Origin of the sequence: Micromonospora sp. NPDC047527 (assembly GCF_040643015.1) — a bacterium.
Lineage (GTDB): Bacteria > Actinomycetota > Actinomycetes > Mycobacteriales > Micromonosporaceae > Micromonospora.
This window is the reverse complement of sequence record NZ_JBEYTK010000003.1, coordinates 633710-650386: the sequence shown is the minus strand read 5'-3', so window position 1 is coordinate 650386 and position 16677 is coordinate 633710. Positions and strand designations below refer to the sequence as shown.

Annotated in this window: 15 protein-coding genes and 1 pseudogene; 8 read left to right on the top strand and 8 right to left on the bottom strand. The window is 71.9% G+C overall.

The window, feature by feature from the left end; genetic code table 11:
* Positions 1-125: 125 nt before the first annotated feature.
* The 7 genes and pseudogenes from ABZ808_RS15990 to ABZ808_RS15960 all read left to right on the top strand — a co-directional run bounded on the left by ABZ808_RS15990 (position 126) and on the right by ABZ808_RS15960 (position 6609).
* Positions 126-746 carry an L-threonylcarbamoyladenylate synthase gene (locus ABZ808_RS15990; RefSeq protein WP_357006359.1) on the top strand — a complete coding sequence of 207 codons (621 nt, stop codon included), beginning with the start codon at positions 126-128 and terminating at the stop codon, positions 744-746.
* Between the two features lie 242 nt (positions 747-988).
* Positions 989-1330 (top strand): PadR family transcriptional regulator, encoded by a 342-nt coding sequence (locus ABZ808_RS15985; RefSeq protein WP_110564981.1) that lies wholly within the window; start codon positions 989-991, stop codon positions 1328-1330.
* Positions 1327-2274, top strand: coding sequence for a permease prefix domain 1-containing protein (locus ABZ808_RS15980; RefSeq protein ID WP_357006356.1), 948 nt, complete (start codon positions 1327-1329; stop codon positions 2272-2274). Before ABZ808_RS15985 ends, ABZ808_RS15980 begins: the two co-directional genes overlap by 4 nt.
* Before the next feature lie 146 nt (positions 2275-2420).
* A pseudogene (locus tag ABZ808_RS15975) lies at positions 2421-3674 on the top strand (sensor histidine kinase); the annotation flags it as partial.
* Between the two features lie 206 nt (positions 3675-3880).
* Positions 3881-4576 (top strand): response regulator transcription factor, encoded by a 696-nt coding sequence (locus tag ABZ808_RS15970; RefSeq protein ID WP_357006819.1) that lies wholly within the window; start codon positions 3881-3883, stop codon positions 4574-4576.
* A gap of 81 nt (positions 4577-4657) precedes the next feature.
* Positions 4658-5551 (top strand): ATP-binding cassette domain-containing protein, encoded by an 894-nt coding sequence (locus ABZ808_RS15965; protein WP_357006353.1) that lies wholly within the window; start codon positions 4658-4660, stop codon positions 5549-5551.
* Positions 5548-6609: an ABC transporter permease gene (locus tag ABZ808_RS15960; RefSeq protein ID WP_357006346.1), complete on the top strand. Its 1062-nt coding sequence runs from the start codon at positions 5548-5550 to the stop codon at positions 6607-6609. The genes ABZ808_RS15965 and ABZ808_RS15960 overlap by 4 nt, the downstream gene beginning before the upstream one ends.
* An 82-nt stretch (positions 6610-6691) precedes the next feature.
* On the opposite strand, the gene ABZ808_RS15955 is transcribed toward ABZ808_RS15960, so the two are convergent.
* From ABZ808_RS15955 to pgsA, 8 genes are all read right to left on the bottom strand, one after another.
* Complete coding sequence (locus ABZ808_RS15955) at positions 6692-7303, bottom strand: DUF402 domain-containing protein (RefSeq protein ID WP_357006343.1); 612 nt, start codon at positions 7301-7303, stop codon at positions 6692-6694.
* Positions 7304-7460: 157 nt separating this feature from the next.
* The gene (locus ABZ808_RS15950) at positions 7461-8213 is read right to left on the bottom strand and encodes a YebC/PmpR family DNA-binding transcriptional regulator (protein WP_357006340.1); all 753 of its coding nucleotides are present in this window, start codon (positions 8211-8213) and stop codon (positions 7461-7463) included.
* Positions 8214-8473: 260 nt separating this feature from the next.
* Positions 8474-9082, bottom strand: a complete 609-nt coding sequence (gene pdxT, locus ABZ808_RS15945; protein ID WP_357006337.1) for a pyridoxal 5'-phosphate synthase glutaminase subunit PdxT — start codon at positions 9080-9082, stop codon at positions 8474-8476.
* A gap of 82 nt (positions 9083-9164) precedes the next feature.
* Positions 9165-10088 (bottom strand): pyridoxal 5'-phosphate synthase lyase subunit PdxS, encoded by a 924-nt coding sequence (pdxS, locus tag ABZ808_RS15940; protein WP_357006334.1) that lies wholly within the window; start codon positions 10086-10088, stop codon positions 9165-9167.
* 137 nt (positions 10089-10225) lie between these two features.
* Positions 10226-10729 (bottom strand): hypothetical protein, encoded by a 504-nt coding sequence (locus ABZ808_RS15935; protein ID WP_357006332.1) that lies wholly within the window; start codon positions 10727-10729, stop codon positions 10226-10228.
* An 83-nt stretch (positions 10730-10812) separates the two neighbouring features.
* Positions 10813-11973 (bottom strand): glycosyltransferase family 4 protein, encoded by a 1161-nt coding sequence (locus ABZ808_RS15930; RefSeq protein WP_357006330.1) that lies wholly within the window; start codon positions 11971-11973, stop codon positions 10813-10815.
* Between the two features lie 74 nt (positions 11974-12047).
* Positions 12048-12977 (bottom strand): phosphatidylinositol mannoside acyltransferase, encoded by a 930-nt coding sequence (locus tag ABZ808_RS15925; RefSeq protein ID WP_357006328.1) that lies wholly within the window; start codon positions 12975-12977, stop codon positions 12048-12050.
* Positions 12978-13068: 91 nt separating this feature from the next.
* Positions 13069-13698, bottom strand: a complete 630-nt coding sequence (gene pgsA / locus ABZ808_RS15920; protein ID WP_357006326.1) for a phosphatidylinositol phosphate synthase — start codon at positions 13696-13698, stop codon at positions 13069-13071.
* A gap of 250 nt (positions 13699-13948) precedes the next feature.
* Between pgsA and ABZ808_RS15915 the strand changes: the two genes are divergently transcribed.
* Entirely contained in the window at positions 13949-16105 is a 2157-nt protein-coding gene (locus ABZ808_RS15915; protein ID WP_357006324.1) for an elongation factor G-like protein EF-G2, read from the top strand.
* Positions 16106-16677: the final 572 nt, after the last annotated feature.

The following is a 16677-nucleotide window of genomic DNA, read 5'->3' as shown; positions in this document are numbered from 1 at the left end:
GCCCCCCGGCGTTGTGGATCTTGTTGGTCGGAGCCGACCGGCACCTACCCTACCGAGGTGATCTCGACGGCTCCACCGTCCGCGCCGAGGGTGGTCCGTGTCTCCCCCACAGCTAGTCTCGGGAGATGGCGAGGTACTACGACGTGCACCCGGAGAACCCGCAGCCCCGGATCATCGGCCAGGTCGCCGACCTGATCCGCGGCGGCGGGCTGGTCGCCTATCCGACGGACTCCTGCTACGCGCTCGGCATCCAGCTGGGCAACCAGGACGGGCTGGACCGGATCCGGCAGATCCGTCACCTCGACGACCGGCACCACTTCACCCTCGTCTGCCGGGACTTCGCGCAGCTCGGCCAGTTCGTGCAGATCAGCAACTCGGTCTTTCGCCTGGTGAAGGCGTCCACCCCGGGCAGCTACACCTTCATCCTGCCGGCCACCCGCGAGGTGCCGCGCCGGATGCTGCATCCCCGTAAGCGCACCGTCGGTGTTCGCGTACCCCGGCACACGGTGACCCAGGCGCTGCTGGCCGAGCTGGGTGAGCCGCTGGTGTCGAGCACCCTGACCCTGCCCGGCGACGAGGAGCCGATGACCCAGGGCTGGGAGATCAAGGAACGGCTCGACCACCAAGTCGACGCGGTCCTCGACGCCGGCGAGTGCGGCAAGGACCCGACGACGGTCATCGACCTGTCCGGGTCGGAGCCGGAGATCCTGCGCCGGGGCGCGGGAGACGTGTCCCGCTTCGAGTAGCGCGCCCGCGCACACACCTCCACCAACCCGCTCCCGGCACCGGCCGGAGCCGGGTCACTGCCGCGCGCCCTTTGCTCTGCTTCAACCGGCGCACCAGGGACGGCGCTTACCTGTTGCGTGGGTTGAAGCAGAGCAAAGGGCGACCACCACACCAGCCGACCAGGGATCCCCCGCGAGCCGCCGAGCCGGCACAACGTTATTGGCGTAGACAACAGTGTGTGGCACACAGTATGGTGTGACACATGGTTAGCGAGGACGTTCTACGGACGCACCTACAGGAGTTGCGTCGAGGCACCGTCGTGGTGGCCAGCCTGGTCGCGCTGCGCCGACCCGACTACGGCTACGCACTGCTGCAACGGCTCACCGACCACGGCTTCCCGGTGGACGCCAACACGCTCTACCCGCTGCTGCGCCGCCTGGAGGACCAGGGCCTGCTGACCAGCGAGTGGAACACCGAGGAGAGCCGGCCGCGCAAGTTCTACCGGACCAGCGACGAGGGCGAGTCGATGCTGAGCCGGCTCCTGGACGACCTCGCCGCCGTACAGACCTCCATCACCGGGCTGATCCAAGGAGTGGACCGATGAACACCCTGACCGACCGTTATCTCGCCGCCACCCTGCGATCAGTGCCCGCCCAGCGCCGCGGCGAGATCGCCACGGAGCTGCGCGCCTCGATCCAGGACATGATCGAGGACCGGACCAGCGGCGGCGAGGACGCCACCGCCGCCGAGCGGGCGGTGCTCACCGAGCTGGGCAACCCGGACCTGCTGGCCGCCCAGTACGCCGACCGTCGGCTCCAGCTCATCGGCCCGACCTACTACCTCGTCTGGCTGCGGCTGCTGAAGCTGCTGCTCAGCTTCATCCCGGCGCTCGTCGGCGCGATCGTCGCCATCGTCGAGGTGGCCGAAGGCAAGGGTTTCGGGGCCATCGGGAGCGGCATCGGCACCGCCATAGAGGTTGCCGTGCAGATCGCCTTCTGGCTCACCCTGACCTTCGCGCTCATCGACCGCTTCCAACCCGCCGCCGACCTGCCCGACTGGAACGTCGACCAACTGCCCGACGTCCCCGCCCACAAGGACGTCTCCCTCACCGACACCGTCGCCGCGGTGGCCATGCTGGTGTTGACCATCGGCTACCTGCCCTTCCAGCATTACCGGTCCTGGGTGAACGGCACCAACGGCGAGAACATCCCGATCCTCGACCCGGCTCTGTGGTCGTTCTGGCTGCCGGCGCTGATCGCGGTGCTGGTCGCCAGCCTGGTGTTCGAAATCGTCAAGTACCGGATCGGGCGCTGGAACTGGGCCCTGTTCGGGGTGAAGGCCCTGATCAACGTCGCGTTCACGGTGCCGGTGATCTGGTTGGCGCTCTCCGATCGGCTGCTCAACCCGGCCCTGGCCGACCGCCTGAGCTGGCTGGCCGAGCCGGAGAACACGAACATCCTCGGGGCTGTCATCGCGATAGGCGCGGTGGTGGTGCTGGTCTGGGACCTGATCGACACCGCCATCAAGACCCGCCGCCAGACGGCGTGAGCTGATCCGGACACGGCGGCCCGGCGCGGACTCCGCGCCGGGCCGCCGCGCGCCGACGCGAAGGAGCCACAGCACACAGGCCTGACCAGGTCACCTTCGCCCTGTCCGGTTAGCGGACGCGGCGGGTGACGTGGCATCGTTCCCGGATGACCGTGGCACAGCGTGACGGGTGGCGCCGCCCGGGTCCGACGCCGGAGCAGCGCCGGATCGACCTCTGGATCGGGCTGGGCGTGACCCTGCTGGCCCTGGTGAGTCTCACCCTGGCCCGCAGCACCGGGGCGTTCCTGCTGGGCCCGCCACCGTCCGGGCCGGAGCAGTTGCTCTGGACCGTCGCGGTGACGCTGCCGCTGATCTGGCGGCGACGTTGGCCGGCCACCACCCTGCTGGTCGTCTCGGTGGCGTTCATCGCGGCGCAGGCCCGGTCGGCGCCGGAGACCCAGCTCTCCTCGTGGGCGCTGTTCTGCGCCCTCTACACCGTCGGCGCCTGGGGACAGGATCGCCGGCTGGCCCGCCGGCTGCGCATCGGTGTGATCGTCACGATGTTCGCCTGGCTGGGCGTCTACTACGCCGTCAGCATCGAGCACATCCCACCCGGCGCCTTCGCCAACGCCGTCGGGCCGGTGCCACCACTGCTCGCCGCGATGGTCACCGGAGTCCTGATCAACGGCTTGTACTTCGGTTTCGCGTACTTCTTCGGGGAGACCTCCTGGGTGGCCGCGCGGCGCGAACACGAGGTACGCGCCCAGGCCGAGGAACTGCGCCGGTCGCAGGCCGAGTCCCGCGAGCGGGCGGTCTTCGGCGAACGGGTACGCATCGCCCGGGAGCTGCACGACGTGGTCGCGCACCACGTGTCGGTGATGGGGGTGCAGGCGTCCGCCTGCCGCCGGGTGTTCGACCGCGACCCGGGCAAGGCCCGCACGGCACTCACCGCCATCGAGCAGAGTGCCCGCACCGCCGTCGACGAGCTGCGCCGGATGCTCGGCGTGCTGCGCGCCCCCGACGGAGCCACCGATTCCCCGCCGCCGTCCGCCGGGACCATCGAGCGCATCGACGAGCTGATCGAACGGGCCCGCGCCGCCGGCCTCACGGCCACCATCGGGGTGTACGGCGAGCCGGTTCCGCTTCCCGCGTCGGTGTCCCAGACCGCGTACCGGGTGGTGCAGGAGGCGGTCACCAACACGCTGAAGCACGCCGGCGCCGGCCTGCTGGACGTACGGATCCGCTACCTGGCACGGGAGGTCGAGTTGGACGTGAGCGACGACGGACACGGCGGGAGCCAGTTCCCCACCGACGGGCTCGGCCTGATCGGCATGCGGGAACGCGTCGCCGCCCAGGACGGCGTCCTGGAGGCCGGGCGGCGCTCCAGCGGCGGGTGGCGGGTCCGCGCCCGACTCCCCCTGCCCACGGGCAATGAGCCGGACGTGACGCGAACCGACGCCGGGTCCACACCCCAGGAGGACGTGCCGAGCCGGGGCGAGAACGCGCCGACCCGGGCCCGGGCAGGCGCGGGCGCGACGCCGACCCAGCGCGGGAAGCCGCCGACCCGAGACGGGGCGGCGGCCGGTGCGGGATGGTCGGCGTGAGCACCTCGGTGGCGGGTGACGCCGTGCCGGGCGCCGACGAGCGGATCCGGGTGCTGCTCGCCGACGACCAGCACCTCGTACGCACCGGCTTCCGGGTCATCCTCGAGGTGGAGGACGACATTGAGGTGGTCGGCGAGGCGGCCGACGGCGGTCGTGCCGTCACCATGGCCCGCGCCACCCAGCCCGACGTGGTGCTGATGGACGTGGAGATGCCCGTCATGGACGGGCTGGAGGCCACCGGAGAGATCACCGGCGCCGGGCCCGGCGCGCCGGCGGTGCTCATCCTCACCACCTTCGACCGCGACGACTACCTCTTCGCGGCGCTGCGAGCCGGGGCCAGTGGCTTCCTGCTCAAGAACGGCACACCCGAGGAGTTGGTCGACGCGATCCGGGTGCTCGCCCGGGGAGACGCCCTGCTCGCCCCGGAGATCACCCGGCGGGTGATCTCGACGTTCGCCCGTCCCGGAGATCCGGCGGGCACCGCCCACCTCGGGCCGGGCGCCGAGGTCGCGCTGGGCGAGCTGACGCCGCGCGAGCGGGAGGTGCTGGTGCTGCTCGCCGCCGGGTCGAGCAACGCGGAGATCGCCGTGAGCATGCACCTGGGCGAGGCGACGGTGAAGACGCACGTGAGCCGCGTACTGGCCAAACTCGGCCTGCGCGACCGGGTGCAGGCGGTGGTGTTCGCGTACGAGAACGGGGTGGTCCGACCCGGCGGGTGACCGGCATCCGTCGCAAGGGGGACCGACCGGTTCCGCCGCCGGGTGGACGGCGCGCCGACGTACTGGATCTAGCGTGGGTGCGTGACCAGAACGCTCCGCCTGGACGGCGTCGAACGCAGCTTCGGCGACCGGCAGGTACTCACGAACGTGTCCTTTGATGTGGTCGCCGGCCGGATGACCGGCTTCGTGGGCGCCAACGGCGCCGGCAAGACCACCACCATGCGGATCATCCTGGGTGTGCTCGCCCCGGACGCCGGCGAGGTGAGCTGGGGCGGCGCGCGGCTCACCCGGCAGGACCGCAGCCGCTTCGGCTACATGCCGGAGGAGCGTGGCCTCTATCCCAAGATGACCACGCGGGAGCAGGTGACGTACCTGGGCCGGCTGCACGGCCTGGACGCCCCCGCCGCCCGGCGCGCCACCGACGACCTGCTGGAACGGGTCGGGCTCGGCGAACGCGGCGACGACCTGCTGGAGACGCTGTCACTGGGCAACCAGCAGCGGGCGCAGATCGCCGCCGCGCTGGTGCACGACCCCGAGGTGCTGGTGCTCGACGAGCCGTTCTCCGGCCTCGACCCCCTCGCCGTCGACACGGTCGTCGGCGTGCTGCGCGAACGCGCCGCCGCCGGGGCGCCCGTGCTCTTCTCCAGCCACCAACTGGACGTGGTGGAGCGGCTCTGCGACGACCTCGTGATCATCGGGGACGGGGCGATCCGGGCCACCGGCAGCCGCGAGCAGCTACGCGCCTCGTACACCTCGCCCCGTTTCGAGCTGGTGGTGGAGACCGACGCCGGCTGGGTCCGCGACCAGCCCGGCGTCACCCTGGTCGAGCTGGACGGCCCGCGGGCGGTCTTCGACCTACCGGTCGGCGCCGACGAGCAGCCCGTGCTGCGCGCGGCCCTGGCCCGCGGCCCGGTGCGCGCCTTCCGCCCGGTCAGCCCCTCGCTCACCGAGATCTTCCGAGAGGTCACCCAGTGAACGTCTCCCAGGCCACCCGGCTGGTCGCCGAACGCGAGATCCGGGTCAAGCTGCGCGACCGTACCTTCCTGTTCGGCACGCTCTTCTTCCTGCTGATCGCGGCGGCGGGCACGATCCTGCCGCCGCTGCTGTCCGGCGGCCCGGAGAGTGTCGCCGTCACCCAGGAGGCCGCCGGTCCGCTGCGGGACGCCGGCCTCGACGTCCGCGTGGTGGCCGACGACCGCGCCGCCGAGCAGGCCGTCCGCGACGGCGACGTGGACGCCGCGGTGGTCGCCGGCCCGAAGGTGCTCGCCATGGACGACATCCCCAACGACGTGGTCCGGGCGTTGAGCAGCGCGCCGCCGGTGCAGCTGCTCGACCCCGACGCGGTCGATCCGGTGGTCGCGTTCCTGGTGCCGTTCATCTTCGCGTTCGTCTTCTTCATCACCTCGCAGACGTTCGGCCTGCAGATCGCGCAGAGCGTCACCGAGGAGAAGCAGACCCGGATCGTGGAGATCCTGGTCGCGGCGGTGCCGGTGCGGGCGTTGCTGGCCGGAAAGGTGCTCGCCGGGAGCATCCTGGCGCTCGGGCAGATCGTGCTGATCGGCCTCGTGGCCGTCATCGGCATGCAGATCGGCGACAGCGGCGACCTGCTCACCCTGCTCGCCCCGGCGATCGGCTGGTTCGTGCCGTTCTTCCTGCTCGGTTTCGTGCTGCTGGCCGCGATGTGGGCGGCGGCCGGGGCGCTTGTCAACCGGCAGGAGGACATCGCCGGGGTGTCGACGCCGGTGCAGCTCGCCGTCATGCTGCCGTTCTTCGCGGTGATCTTCCTGAACGACAACGCGACCGCGATGCGGGTGCTGTCGTACCTGCCGGTCTCGTCGCCCACGGCGATGCCGCTGCGGCTCTTCACCGGCGACGCGGCAGGCTGGGAGCCGATCGTGTCGCTGGCCATCCTGCTGGTCGCCGCCGGCGTGTTCGTGGTCGCCGGCGCCCGGATCTACGAGGGTTCGCTGCTGCGGACCAACGGCCGGACCTCCCTGCGCGCCGCCTGGCGGGAGCGGGAGACGATCGGCTGAGCCGAGCGGTCACCCCATCCGGGCGTCGGTGTCCTGATCGGACGCCGACGCCCGGATGTTCCAACCTTGATCGGCGGGCTGCTCAGCGGGCGGGCGGGACCTCGTCCCAGCCGGCGGGCAGCGGGGGCGCCGACCAGGCCGGGTCGGGCTGCCACCGCGCCCACGCCGGGTCCCACCAGCGCTCGCCCGCGTCGAGCAGAGCCGCAATCCGGTCACCCTCGGCCTGGATGGCGTCCGCCATGCCGGGGTAGCGCCCCTCGACGAGGCGCTGGGCGAACATTCCCACGTCCTTCCAGACGTACCGGTCGGCGTCCGCGCCCCACCACAGGTCCAGCTCGTGGTCGAGGGTGTCCACCCCGATCGGCGTACGCCGGAACGGGTCCTGGAGGTTGAAGTACCAGCCGGCGAAGTCACGCCCCGGCCCGGTCCAGAACACGTCGATCGAGTGCGCCTCGCCGGGGCGGTGCAGCATCAGCTTGCCGTGCCCCGACCAGGAGCGGTGCCCGGCGACCTCCCACGGGTGCCGCCCGCAGGGAAAGACGCCGGTCCGCGGGAAGCCGAACTCGGCCCCCGGCGGGAGGTAGAGGGCGAGCAGGTCGGGCGAGTCCTCGACGCAGATCGTAGAGCAGCCGAACCACACCTCACCGCGCAGAACCTCACGCCGAACAACGGTGTCGCCCCGCAAAAACCCCACCCCGCCCCTCCCCTCTCGACCGTCCCCCGCGCTCCCCACAAACCACGCCGCGATCTTGCACTTTGTGTCGCCGAAATGTCGTCTAAACGCCGTTTCGTCGGGGCAGAAAGTGCAAGATCGCGGCGCGGGTTGGGGCGGAGATCAGGGGCGGCGCGGGTTAGGCGTCTACTGCGGCCATCACGTCATCGGAGACGTCGAAGTTCGCGTAGACGTTCTGCACGTCGTCGCAGTCTTCCAGGACGTCGATCAGCTTGAAGATCTTGCGAGCGCCCTCCTCGTCCAGCGGCACGTTCATGCTGGGGATGAGGGCGGACTCGGCCGACTCGTACTCGATGCCGGCGTCCTGCAGCGCGGTACGCACCGGGATCAGGTCGGTCGGCTCGGAGACGACCTCGAAGGCCTCGCCCAGGTCGTTGACCTCCTCGGCGCCGGCGTCGAGGACCGCCATCATCACGTCGTCCTCGGTCGTGTCGCCCTTGGGGACGATCACCACGCCCTTGCGGGAGAACATGTACGACACCGAGCCCGCGTCGGCCAGCGAGCCGCCGTTGCGGGTCAGCGCCGTCCGCACCTCGGTGGCCGCCCGGTTCCGGTTGTCCGTGAGGCACTCGATCAGCATGGCGACGCCGTTCGGGCCGTACCCCTCGTACATGATGGTCTGCCAGTCGGCGCCGCCGGCCTCCAGGCCGGAGCCGCGCTTGACGGCGCGCTCGATGTTGTCGTTCGGCACCGAACTCTTCTTCGCCTTCTGGATGGCGTCGAAGAGCGTCGGGTTACCGGAGGGGTCGCCGCCGCCGGTCCGTGCGGCCACCTCGACGTTCTTGATCAGCTTGGCGAACATCTTGCCGCGCTTGGCGTCGATGACGGCCTTCTTGTGCTTGGTCGTCGCCCACTTTGAGTGGCCGGACATCTTCTACCTCCGTCTGTCATTGCACGCCTGCGTCGACTGCCGCACCGATCCGCGCCGCATCCGGTGATCCGGCGGCCGGTCGGCCCTGCGGGGAGATGCCGCGCCGGGCGACGGCCCTGCCGAACCGCGGCAATCTTACCGACGTGACACCCCGGCATGTCACACCCGGGACCTGCCCGGGGTGCCGTCGCGGCGTCGGATCACCCAGAAATCGACGGTCGGAGGGCGCGAACCACGCCCCGGCGGCGCGGGGCCGCCGCTCAGGTGGCGGCCCGCACCAGCTCCACGAAGTACGCGTGCACGCGCAGGTCACCGGTCAGCTCGGGGTGGAAGGAGGTGGCCAGCAGGTTGCCCTGGCGGACCGCGACGATCCGGTCGGCGGCCGGGCCACCGGTCACCGTCCCGATCACCTCGACGCCGGCACCGACCCGCTCCACCCAGGGGGCGCGGATGAAGACCGCGTGGAACGGCTGCCCCGGCACTCCGGTGATCTCCACCGGTGCCTCGAACGAGTCGACCTGCCGGCCGAACGCGTTGCGCCGGACCGTCATGTCGATGCCGGCGAAGCCCCGCTGGTCGGGGCGACCGTCGAGCACCTCGGTCGCCAGCATGATCATGCCGGCGCAGGAGCCGTACACCGGCATGCCGTCGGCGATCCGCTTGTCGATCGGCTCGCGCAGCTCGAAGATGTCGGCGAGTTTGCTGATGGTGGTGGACTCGCCGCCGGGGATCACCAGCCCGTCCACCTCGTCCAGCTCGCGGGCACGACGCACCGGGCGGGCGTCCGCGCCGGCCTCGACGAGCGCGGCGACGTGCTCGCGCACGTCGCCCTGCAGGGCGAGCACACCGATGACGGGTACGTCGCTCATGTCACAGTTCCTCTCGTCGACCTGTCGCGGACGCCGGGCGGACGCACTCGCGCCCGCCCGAGCGTCTGAAACGGCGGCCTGCTCACCAACCGCGCTCGGCCAGGCGGTGCGGCTGCGGGATCTCGTCGACGTTGATACCGACCATCGCCTCACCGAGGCCACGGGAGACCTTCGCCAGCACGTCCGGGTCGTCGTGGAAGGTGGTGGCCTTGACGATCGCGGCGGCCCGCTGCGCCGGGTTGCCGGCCTTGAAGATGCCGGAGCCGACGAAGACACCCTCCGCGCCGAGCTGCATCATCATCGCCGCGTCGGCCGGGGTGGCGATCCCGCCGGCGGTGAACAGCACCACCGGCAGCTTGCCGCTGTCGGCGACCTCCTTGACCAGCTCGTACGGGGCCTGCAGCTCCTTGGCCGCGACGAAGAGCTCGTCGGTGGGCAGCGACTGGAGCCGGCGGATCTCCTGGCGGATCTTGCGCATGTGGGTGGTGGCGTTGGAGACGTCACCGGTGCCCGCCTCACCCTTGGAGCGGATCATGGCCGCGCCCTCGGTGATCCGGCGCAGCGCCTCGCCCAGGTTGGTCGCACCGCAGACGAAGGGGACCGTGAACGCCCACTTGTCGATGTGGTTCGCGTAGTCCGCCGGGGTCAGCACCTCGGACTCGTCGACGTAGTCGACGCCGAGCGACTGGAGGATCTGCGCCTCCACGAAGTGACCGATGCGGGCCTTGGCCATCACCGGGATGGAGACCGCCTCGATGATCCCGTCGATCATGTCGGGGTCGCTCATCCGGGACACCCCGCCCTGGGCGCGGATGTCGGCGGGCACCCGCTCCAGCGCCATGACGGCGACGGCGCCGGCGTCCTCAGCGATCTTGGCCTGTTCGGCGTTGACCACATCCATGATCACGCCGCCCTTGAGCATCTCGGCCATGCCGCGCTTCACGCGGGCCGTGCCGACGACGGGGGCGGTACCGGTACCGGTGGTCGAGGCGGTGGTGTCGGACACGGGGCATCGCTCCTTGGACGTGCTCTGGGGAGGTGGCAGCGAAATGCTACGTCCGGTGCAACGCCACTCCGACAGCCAATTCGACCCCCGGTGGCCTGCCCTGTGGCCGTCGTCACCAGCCGGCCGGTGGGTGCCGGTCAGCCGGTGGGGACGTCCGCTGGCGCGACCAGCGTCGGGTCGTCGATGTCGAAGTAGCGCGGCCAGTCCCGACCCCGCCCCATCCGCAACAACCGCACCAGCGGCCGGCTGCGTGCCGACCGGGCGTCCCGCACCAGGTCGGTGTGGACCTGCCGGGACAGCGCGAGTCGGCGGCTCGCCGCGATCACCGCCGTGCAGTCCGGGTCGGCCGGGTCCAGCTGCACCGAGCGCAGCTGACGGGTCAGATCGTTCTCCGCCGCCTCCCGCTCGTCGGGGTGCGCGTCCAGCGCGATCCGGGCCGCCGCGTACAGCTCGACGCCGAAGCGCCGCTCCGCCAACACGGCGGCGGCCGCCGCCCGGCGCAACAGGTGGGCGTCGAGGGCCCGCGCCGCCAGCTCCGCGCGGCCCTGCAGCCGCTCGACCCGGCCGGCGGTCCAGATGAGGTACGCCGCGACCAGCCCCACGACCACACTCGCGGCCACCACCCACCACATGTGCGGCATCGTCGTGCTGCTCCGTTTCTCCTCCGACTGTGCGCGTTCTCGCCGGTCACCCTGTCACCAGCCGCGCCATCCGTCACATCGGCTCAGCCCAGCCCCACCCATTCCTGGTCGATGACCCGCCCGTCGGTTGCCTCGATCGCCGCTGCGTATACCTCCAGAACACGGCGAGCAACCACCGGCCAGTCATAATTCGCCACCACCTGATCGCCGCAGGCGCTCAACACGGCCCGGCCGTCCGGATCGTCCAGTAATTCGGACAGGGCGTCGCGCAGCCCCGCCGCGTCACCGGTGGGAAAGAGCCGCCCGGCCCGCCCGCCGTCGAGCACCCGACGGAACGCGTCCAGATCGCTCGCGACGACCGTGGTCCCCGCGGCCAGCGCCTCGGTCAGGATCATCCCGAACGACTCGCCACCCGTGTTCGGCGCGACGTACAGGTGCACACTGCGCAGCATCCGCGCCTTGTCCGGCTCGGAGACCAGCCCGAGGAAGGTCACCCGGTCGTGCAGCGCCGCCGGGAACTGGTCATACAGGTCGTCCGGGTCACCCGGCCCCGCGACCAGCAGCCGCAGCCCCGGACGGGTCTCGGCCAACGACACGAAAGCGTCCCGCAGCACCGGGAACCCCTTCCGCGCCTCCGTGAAGCGGCCCAGGAACCCCAACGTGCCGCCGGAGCCCGCAGCGCACTCCCCCGGCCACCCGGGCAACGGCTCGGCGTCGGCGAACTTGACCACCGCCACCCCGTTGGGGATCTCCACCGCGCCGCCGTCCATGTGCTCGACCTGCACCTTGCGGGCCAACGCGCTCACCGCGATCCGGGCGGTGATCCGCTCCAGCACGATCTGCAGCACACCCTGCGCGGCGGCCAACACCCGCGACCGCGTCATCGCGGTGTGGAACGTCGCCACCACCGGCCCACGGGCGGACAGCACCGCCAAAAGCGACAGGCTCAACGTGAGCGGCTCGTGCACGTGCAGCACGTCGAAGTCACCGTTGGTGAGCCACCGCCGGACCCGGGCCGTGGAGACCGGGCCGAACGCGATCCGCGCCACCGACCCGTTGTACGGCAGCGGCACCGCCCGACCGGCGGAGACCACGTACTCCGGCAGCGGTGAATCCTCATCGGCCGGCGCGAGCACGCTGACCTCGTGACCCAGGGCGATCAACGCCTCCGCGAGGTCCATGACGTGGTTCTGCACCCCGCCGGGAACATCGAAGGAGTACGGGCAGACGATGCCGATCCGCATACGTCAGCGCCCCTCGTCCGCGACAGCGGGGCTCCGCTGCGCTGCACTCCTCACGCGCACCGAGCCCACCCCCTTCAGGACCGGCCCGAGGCCGGTGCGGACAGCGCCGCGCCCCCCGACCCTCGCTGGTCGAGCCACATCCGCTGCAACATGTGCCAGTCTTGCGGATGCCGGGCGATACCCGCCGCCAGACGGTCCGCGATCATCTGGGTCAGCGACCGCACCCGCTGGTCCAGGGGCCCCACCTCGGGCCCCGGCACCGGCAGCGGGCCGGCGAGCGCGGCATGCGCGGTGTCCTGCTCGAACCACATCGACGCCACGTAGAGCGGCGCGCCGGTGTGCAGCGCGAGCAACGCCGGCCCAGGTGGCATGCGCGTCTTCGCGCCGAAGAAGTCCACCTCCACGCCACGGGCCGACAGGTCCCGGTCGGCCAGCAGCGGCACGATCGCCCCCGCGCGCAGCCGGTCCAGCAACACGTCGAACGCCGGACGTGGCCCACCGTGCGTCGGCAGGATCTCCATCCCCAGACCCTCACGGAACGCCACGAACCGCTCGTAGACGCCCTCCGGCTTGAGCCGCTCGGCGACCGTGGTGATCGGCCAGCCCGTGGCCGCCACCCAGGCGCCCGCCGCGTCCCAGTTACCGGCGTGCGGCAGGGCCACCACCGCACCCCGTCCGGCGGCCACGTCGGCGGCGAGCAACTCCGCGCCGTCGAGGCGGAAGCCCTCCAGGATCTGCGCCCGGCTCAACGCGGGCAGCCGGAACGCCTCCATCCAATACCTGGCGTACGAGCGCAGACCGCGCTTGACCAGGTCGTCCAGTTCGGCCTCGGGCAGCTCCGGGCCGACCACCCGACGCAGGTTCGCGCGCAGTCGAGCCGTACCCCCGCCGGCCCGGCGGTGCGCGCGGTCCGCGCCCGCCTGGAACGCCGCCGCCACCAGCGGCCGGGGCAGCGCGCGGACCAGCCGCCAGCCGGCGACGTACCCCAGCTCGGTCAGGTTCACGCGGCCCGGCCGCCGGTCGTCCGGCGCGGCGTCGCCAGCGCGCGACCCACGCTCGACACGTCCGGTCGTCGCGTCTCCCGCCTGGCCCCGCTCACGCCTGGCCGTCCGGCTGGAGCTGCTGGGCCTGGCGGTAGACGTGCGCCATCCGCTGCCCCACCGTGAAGATCGAGATGGCGGCGAGCAGCCAGAGCGCGATCTCCAGCGCCGGCTTCACGCCGACGCCGGTGAGGATGCCGCCGACCCCGACGATCAGCAGCCGCTCGGTGCGCTCGGCGATGCCCACGTTGCAGGTCATGCCGAGCCCTTCGGCGCGGGCCTTCACGTAGGAGACCAGCCCACCGGCGGCCAGGCAGAGCAGCGCGGCCGCCACCCCGGAGTGGTTACCCTGGGTGGCCAGCCAGTACGCGACAGCGCCGAAGACGGCACTGTCGGCGACCCGGTCCATGCTTGAGTCGAGGAACGCCCCGAACTTGGTGGAGCCACCGCTCATCCGGGCCATCGTCCCGTCGAGCAGGTCGGTGAGCGCGAACAGGGTGACGATCAACGCGCCCGCGACCAGATGGCCGCGGGCACCGAAGCCGAGCGCGCCGACGAGCACACCAACGGTGCCCGCGACGGTGACGGCATTGGGGGTGACGCCCGCGCGCAGCAGGGCGCGGGCGATCGGCTCGACGACGCGGGTCATCCCCGCGCGGGCCGACACTTGGAAGATCTTCGCCATGGCGGTCCCCACGATAACGGTCCGCCCAGCTCCGGCGGAACGGCCGGTCCCTCCGACCCGCCGGGGGCAGGCTTGTGCCTGTCCGGCAACGGGTGTGAGATCGAGGCGAGAGGTGAGCCAGCTCACCCATCCACCCGTCCCGTTCCCGCTGTGCAGCAGACCACCGGAGGATATCGCCGCGCACTCGCCCCGGGCCGCTTCCCGTCGCGCGGCGGTCGCCACCACCACCGGCTGAGGGAGGTGCGCCACCATGGCGCAGAAAAGTCAGGAAAAGGGTCCCGCCGGCGGCGCGTCGGCGGTGACCGAGCCCGACCGGGTTCGCAACGTGGTGCTCGTCGGGCACTCCGGAGCGGGCAAGACGACGCTGGTCGAGGCGCTGCTCGCCGCGACCGGCACGATCGGCCGGGCCGGCAGCGTGGTCGACGGCACCACGGTCGGCGACCACGACCCCGCAGCCGTACGCCAGCAGCGCTCGGTGAGTCTGTCCTGCGCGCCCCTGCTGCACAACGGCATCAAGGTCAACCTGCTGGACACCCCCGGGTACGCCGACTTCGTCGGTGAGCTGCGCGCCGGCCTCCGGGCCGCCGACGCCGCGCTCTTCGTCGTGTCGGCGGCCGGCGGGATGGACGCGGCCACCGTGGCGCTGTGGGAGGAGTGCGCGGCGGTCGACATGCCCCGCGCCGTCGCGGTGGCCCGACTGGACCAGCCCCGCGCCGACGTCGACGAGACCGTGGCGCTGTGCCAGCGACTCTTCGGCGACAACGTGATGCCGCTCTACCTGCCGATGCTCGGCGACGACGGGGTCTCCACCGCCGGGCTGCTCGGGCTGATCACCCGCCGGGTCTTCGACTACACCGGCGGGCTCCCCGCCGACGTACGCGACCCGGACCCGGAGCACCAGCCGGCCATCGCCGAGTCCCGCAACGAGCTGATTGAGGGGATCATCGCCGAGAGCGAGGACGAGACGCTCATGGACCGCTACCTCGGCGGCGAGGAGATCGACACCGAGGTGCTCATCGAGGACCTGGAGAAAGCGGTCGCCCGGGGCCACTTCTACCCGGTGGTGCCGGTCTGCGCCCAGACCGGCGTCGGCCTGGACGCGCTGCTGGAGGTGCTGACCGCCGCGTTCCCGTCGCCCCTGGAACACGAACTGCCCGCGGTGACCGGCGTGGACGGCTCACCCCGCCCACCGCTGACCTGCGACCCGGACGGGCCGCTCGTCGCCGAGGTGGTCAAGACCACCGTCGACCGGCACGTCGGCCGCGTCTCCCTGGTCCGGGTCTTCTCCGGCACGCTGCGCCCCGACCTGACGATGCACGTCTCCGGGCACGGCATGGCCGAACGCGGGCACCCCGACCACGACGCCGACGAGCGCGTCGGGCACATCTACACCCCGCTCGGCGCCACCCTGCGTGAGGTGCCGCTCTGCGTGGCCGGCGACATCTGCGCGATCACCAAGTCGGGCAGCGCCGAAACCGGCGATACCATCTCGGCCAAGGACAACCCGCTGCTGATCGCCCCCTGGGAGATGCCCGAGCCGCTGCTGCCGGTGGCGATCGTCGCCCGCAGCCGCGCCGACGAGGACGCGCTGGCCCGCAACCTGGCCCGGCTCGTCGCCGGCGACCCCACCCTGCGTCTGGAGCGCAACCCGGAGACCCACCAGCTGGTCCTCTGGTGCATGGGTGAGGCGCACGCCGACGTGGTGCTCGACCGACTGCGCGCCGGTGGCGTCGAGCTGGACACCGAGCCGGTCAAGGTGTCGCTGCGCGAGACCCTTACCGCGCCGGCCAGGGGGCACGGCCGGCACGTCAAGCAGTCCGGCGGCCACGGCCAGTACGCGGTCTGCGACATCGAGGTCGAGCCCCTGCCGCGCGGCAGCGGCTTCGAGTTCGTCGACCGGGTCGTCGGCGGCGCCGTGCCGCACACCTACATCCCGTCGGTGGAGAAGGGCGTACGCGCCCAACTGGACCGCGGCCTGGTCGCCGGGCACCCCGTGGTGGACCTGCGGGTGACCCTCGTCGACGGCAAGGCGCACAGCGTCGACTCCTCCGACGCGGCCTTCCAGACCGCCGGCGCGCTGGCCCTGCGCGACGCCGCCGAACGCGGTCAGCCGACACTGCTCGAACCCATCGACGAGGTGACCATCCGAGTGCCGGACGGCTCGGTGGGCGCCGTCCTGGGTGACCTGTCCAGCCGGCGCGGTCGGGTGCTCGGCACCGAACCGGACCCGGAGGTCGAGGGCCGCTCTCTCGTCCGCGCCGAGGTACCCGCCCTCGAACTGCTCCGCTACGCCGTCGAGCTGCGCTCGTTGACCGCCGGCACCGGCACCTTCCGCCGCCACTTCGTCCGCCACGACCCCATGCCCACCCACCTAGCCGACCAGGCCCGCAAAGAACAAACCCCCTAACCCGGACCTCCACCGCAGCCCCGCCCTCACCCCGCCCGGCCCCGCCCCGCCATGCGCGCGACGCGGCACGGCACGGCACGGCACGGCACGGCACGGCACGGCACGGCGATCTTGCACTTACTGTCGCCAAGATGTCGCAATTACGGGCATTAGTCGCGGCAGGAAGTGCAAGATCGGCGGGGGCGGGGCGGAACGGGGTCAAGCCTGCCCCTGCCCCTGCCCCTGCCCCTGCCCCTGCCGATCATGGAGTTGTGGTGGGCAGGATAACCACGTTCACCCGATTTGTGAGGCACCACAATTCCATGATCGACACGGGGCGGGGAGACTCTGGGCTGACAACGGGGCGGGGACGGCCGGGCGGGGACGGCGCGCGGCGACAGCGGGGCGAAGACCGCCCGCGGGGACAGCGGGGCGAAGACCGCCCGCGGGGACAGCGGGGCGAAGACCGCCCGCGGGGACAGCGGGGCGAAGACCGCGCGCGGGGACAGCGGGGCGAAGACCGCGCGCGGGGACAGCGGGGCGAAGACCGCGCGCGGGGACAGCGGGGCGAAGACCGCGCGCGGGGACAGCGG

Coding starts and splice junctions, on each gene's coding strand:
- ABZ808_RS15990 (WP_357006359.1), top strand. CDS start 126: ATGGCGAGGTACTACGACGTGCACCCGGAGAACCCGCAGCCCCGGATC.
- ABZ808_RS15985 (WP_110564981.1), top strand. CDS start 989: ATGGTTAGCGAGGACGTTCTACGGACGCACCTACAGGAGTTGCGTCGA.
- ABZ808_RS15980 (WP_357006356.1), top strand. CDS start 1,327: ATGAACACCCTGACCGACCGTTATCTCGCCGCCACCCTGCGATCAGTG.
- ABZ808_RS15950 (WP_357006340.1), bottom strand. CDS start 8,213: ATGTCCGGCCACTCAAAGTGGGCGACGACCAAGCACAAGAAGGCCGTC.
- pdxT (WP_357006337.1), bottom strand. CDS start 9,082: ATGAGCGACGTACCCGTCATCGGTGTGCTCGCCCTGCAGGGCGACGTG.
- ABZ808_RS15935 (WP_357006332.1), bottom strand. CDS start 10,729: ATGCCGCACATGTGGTGGGTGGTGGCCGCGAGTGTGGTCGTGGGGCTG.
- ABZ808_RS15930 (WP_357006330.1), bottom strand. CDS start 11,973: ATGCGGATCGGCATCGTCTGCCCGTACTCCTTCGATGTTCCCGGCGGG.
- pgsA (WP_357006326.1), bottom strand. CDS start 13,698: ATGGCGAAGATCTTCCAAGTGTCGGCCCGCGCGGGGATGACCCGCGTC.
- ABZ808_RS15915 (WP_357006324.1), top strand. CDS start 13,949: ATGGCGCAGAAAAGTCAGGAAAAGGGTCCCGCCGGCGGCGCGTCGGCG.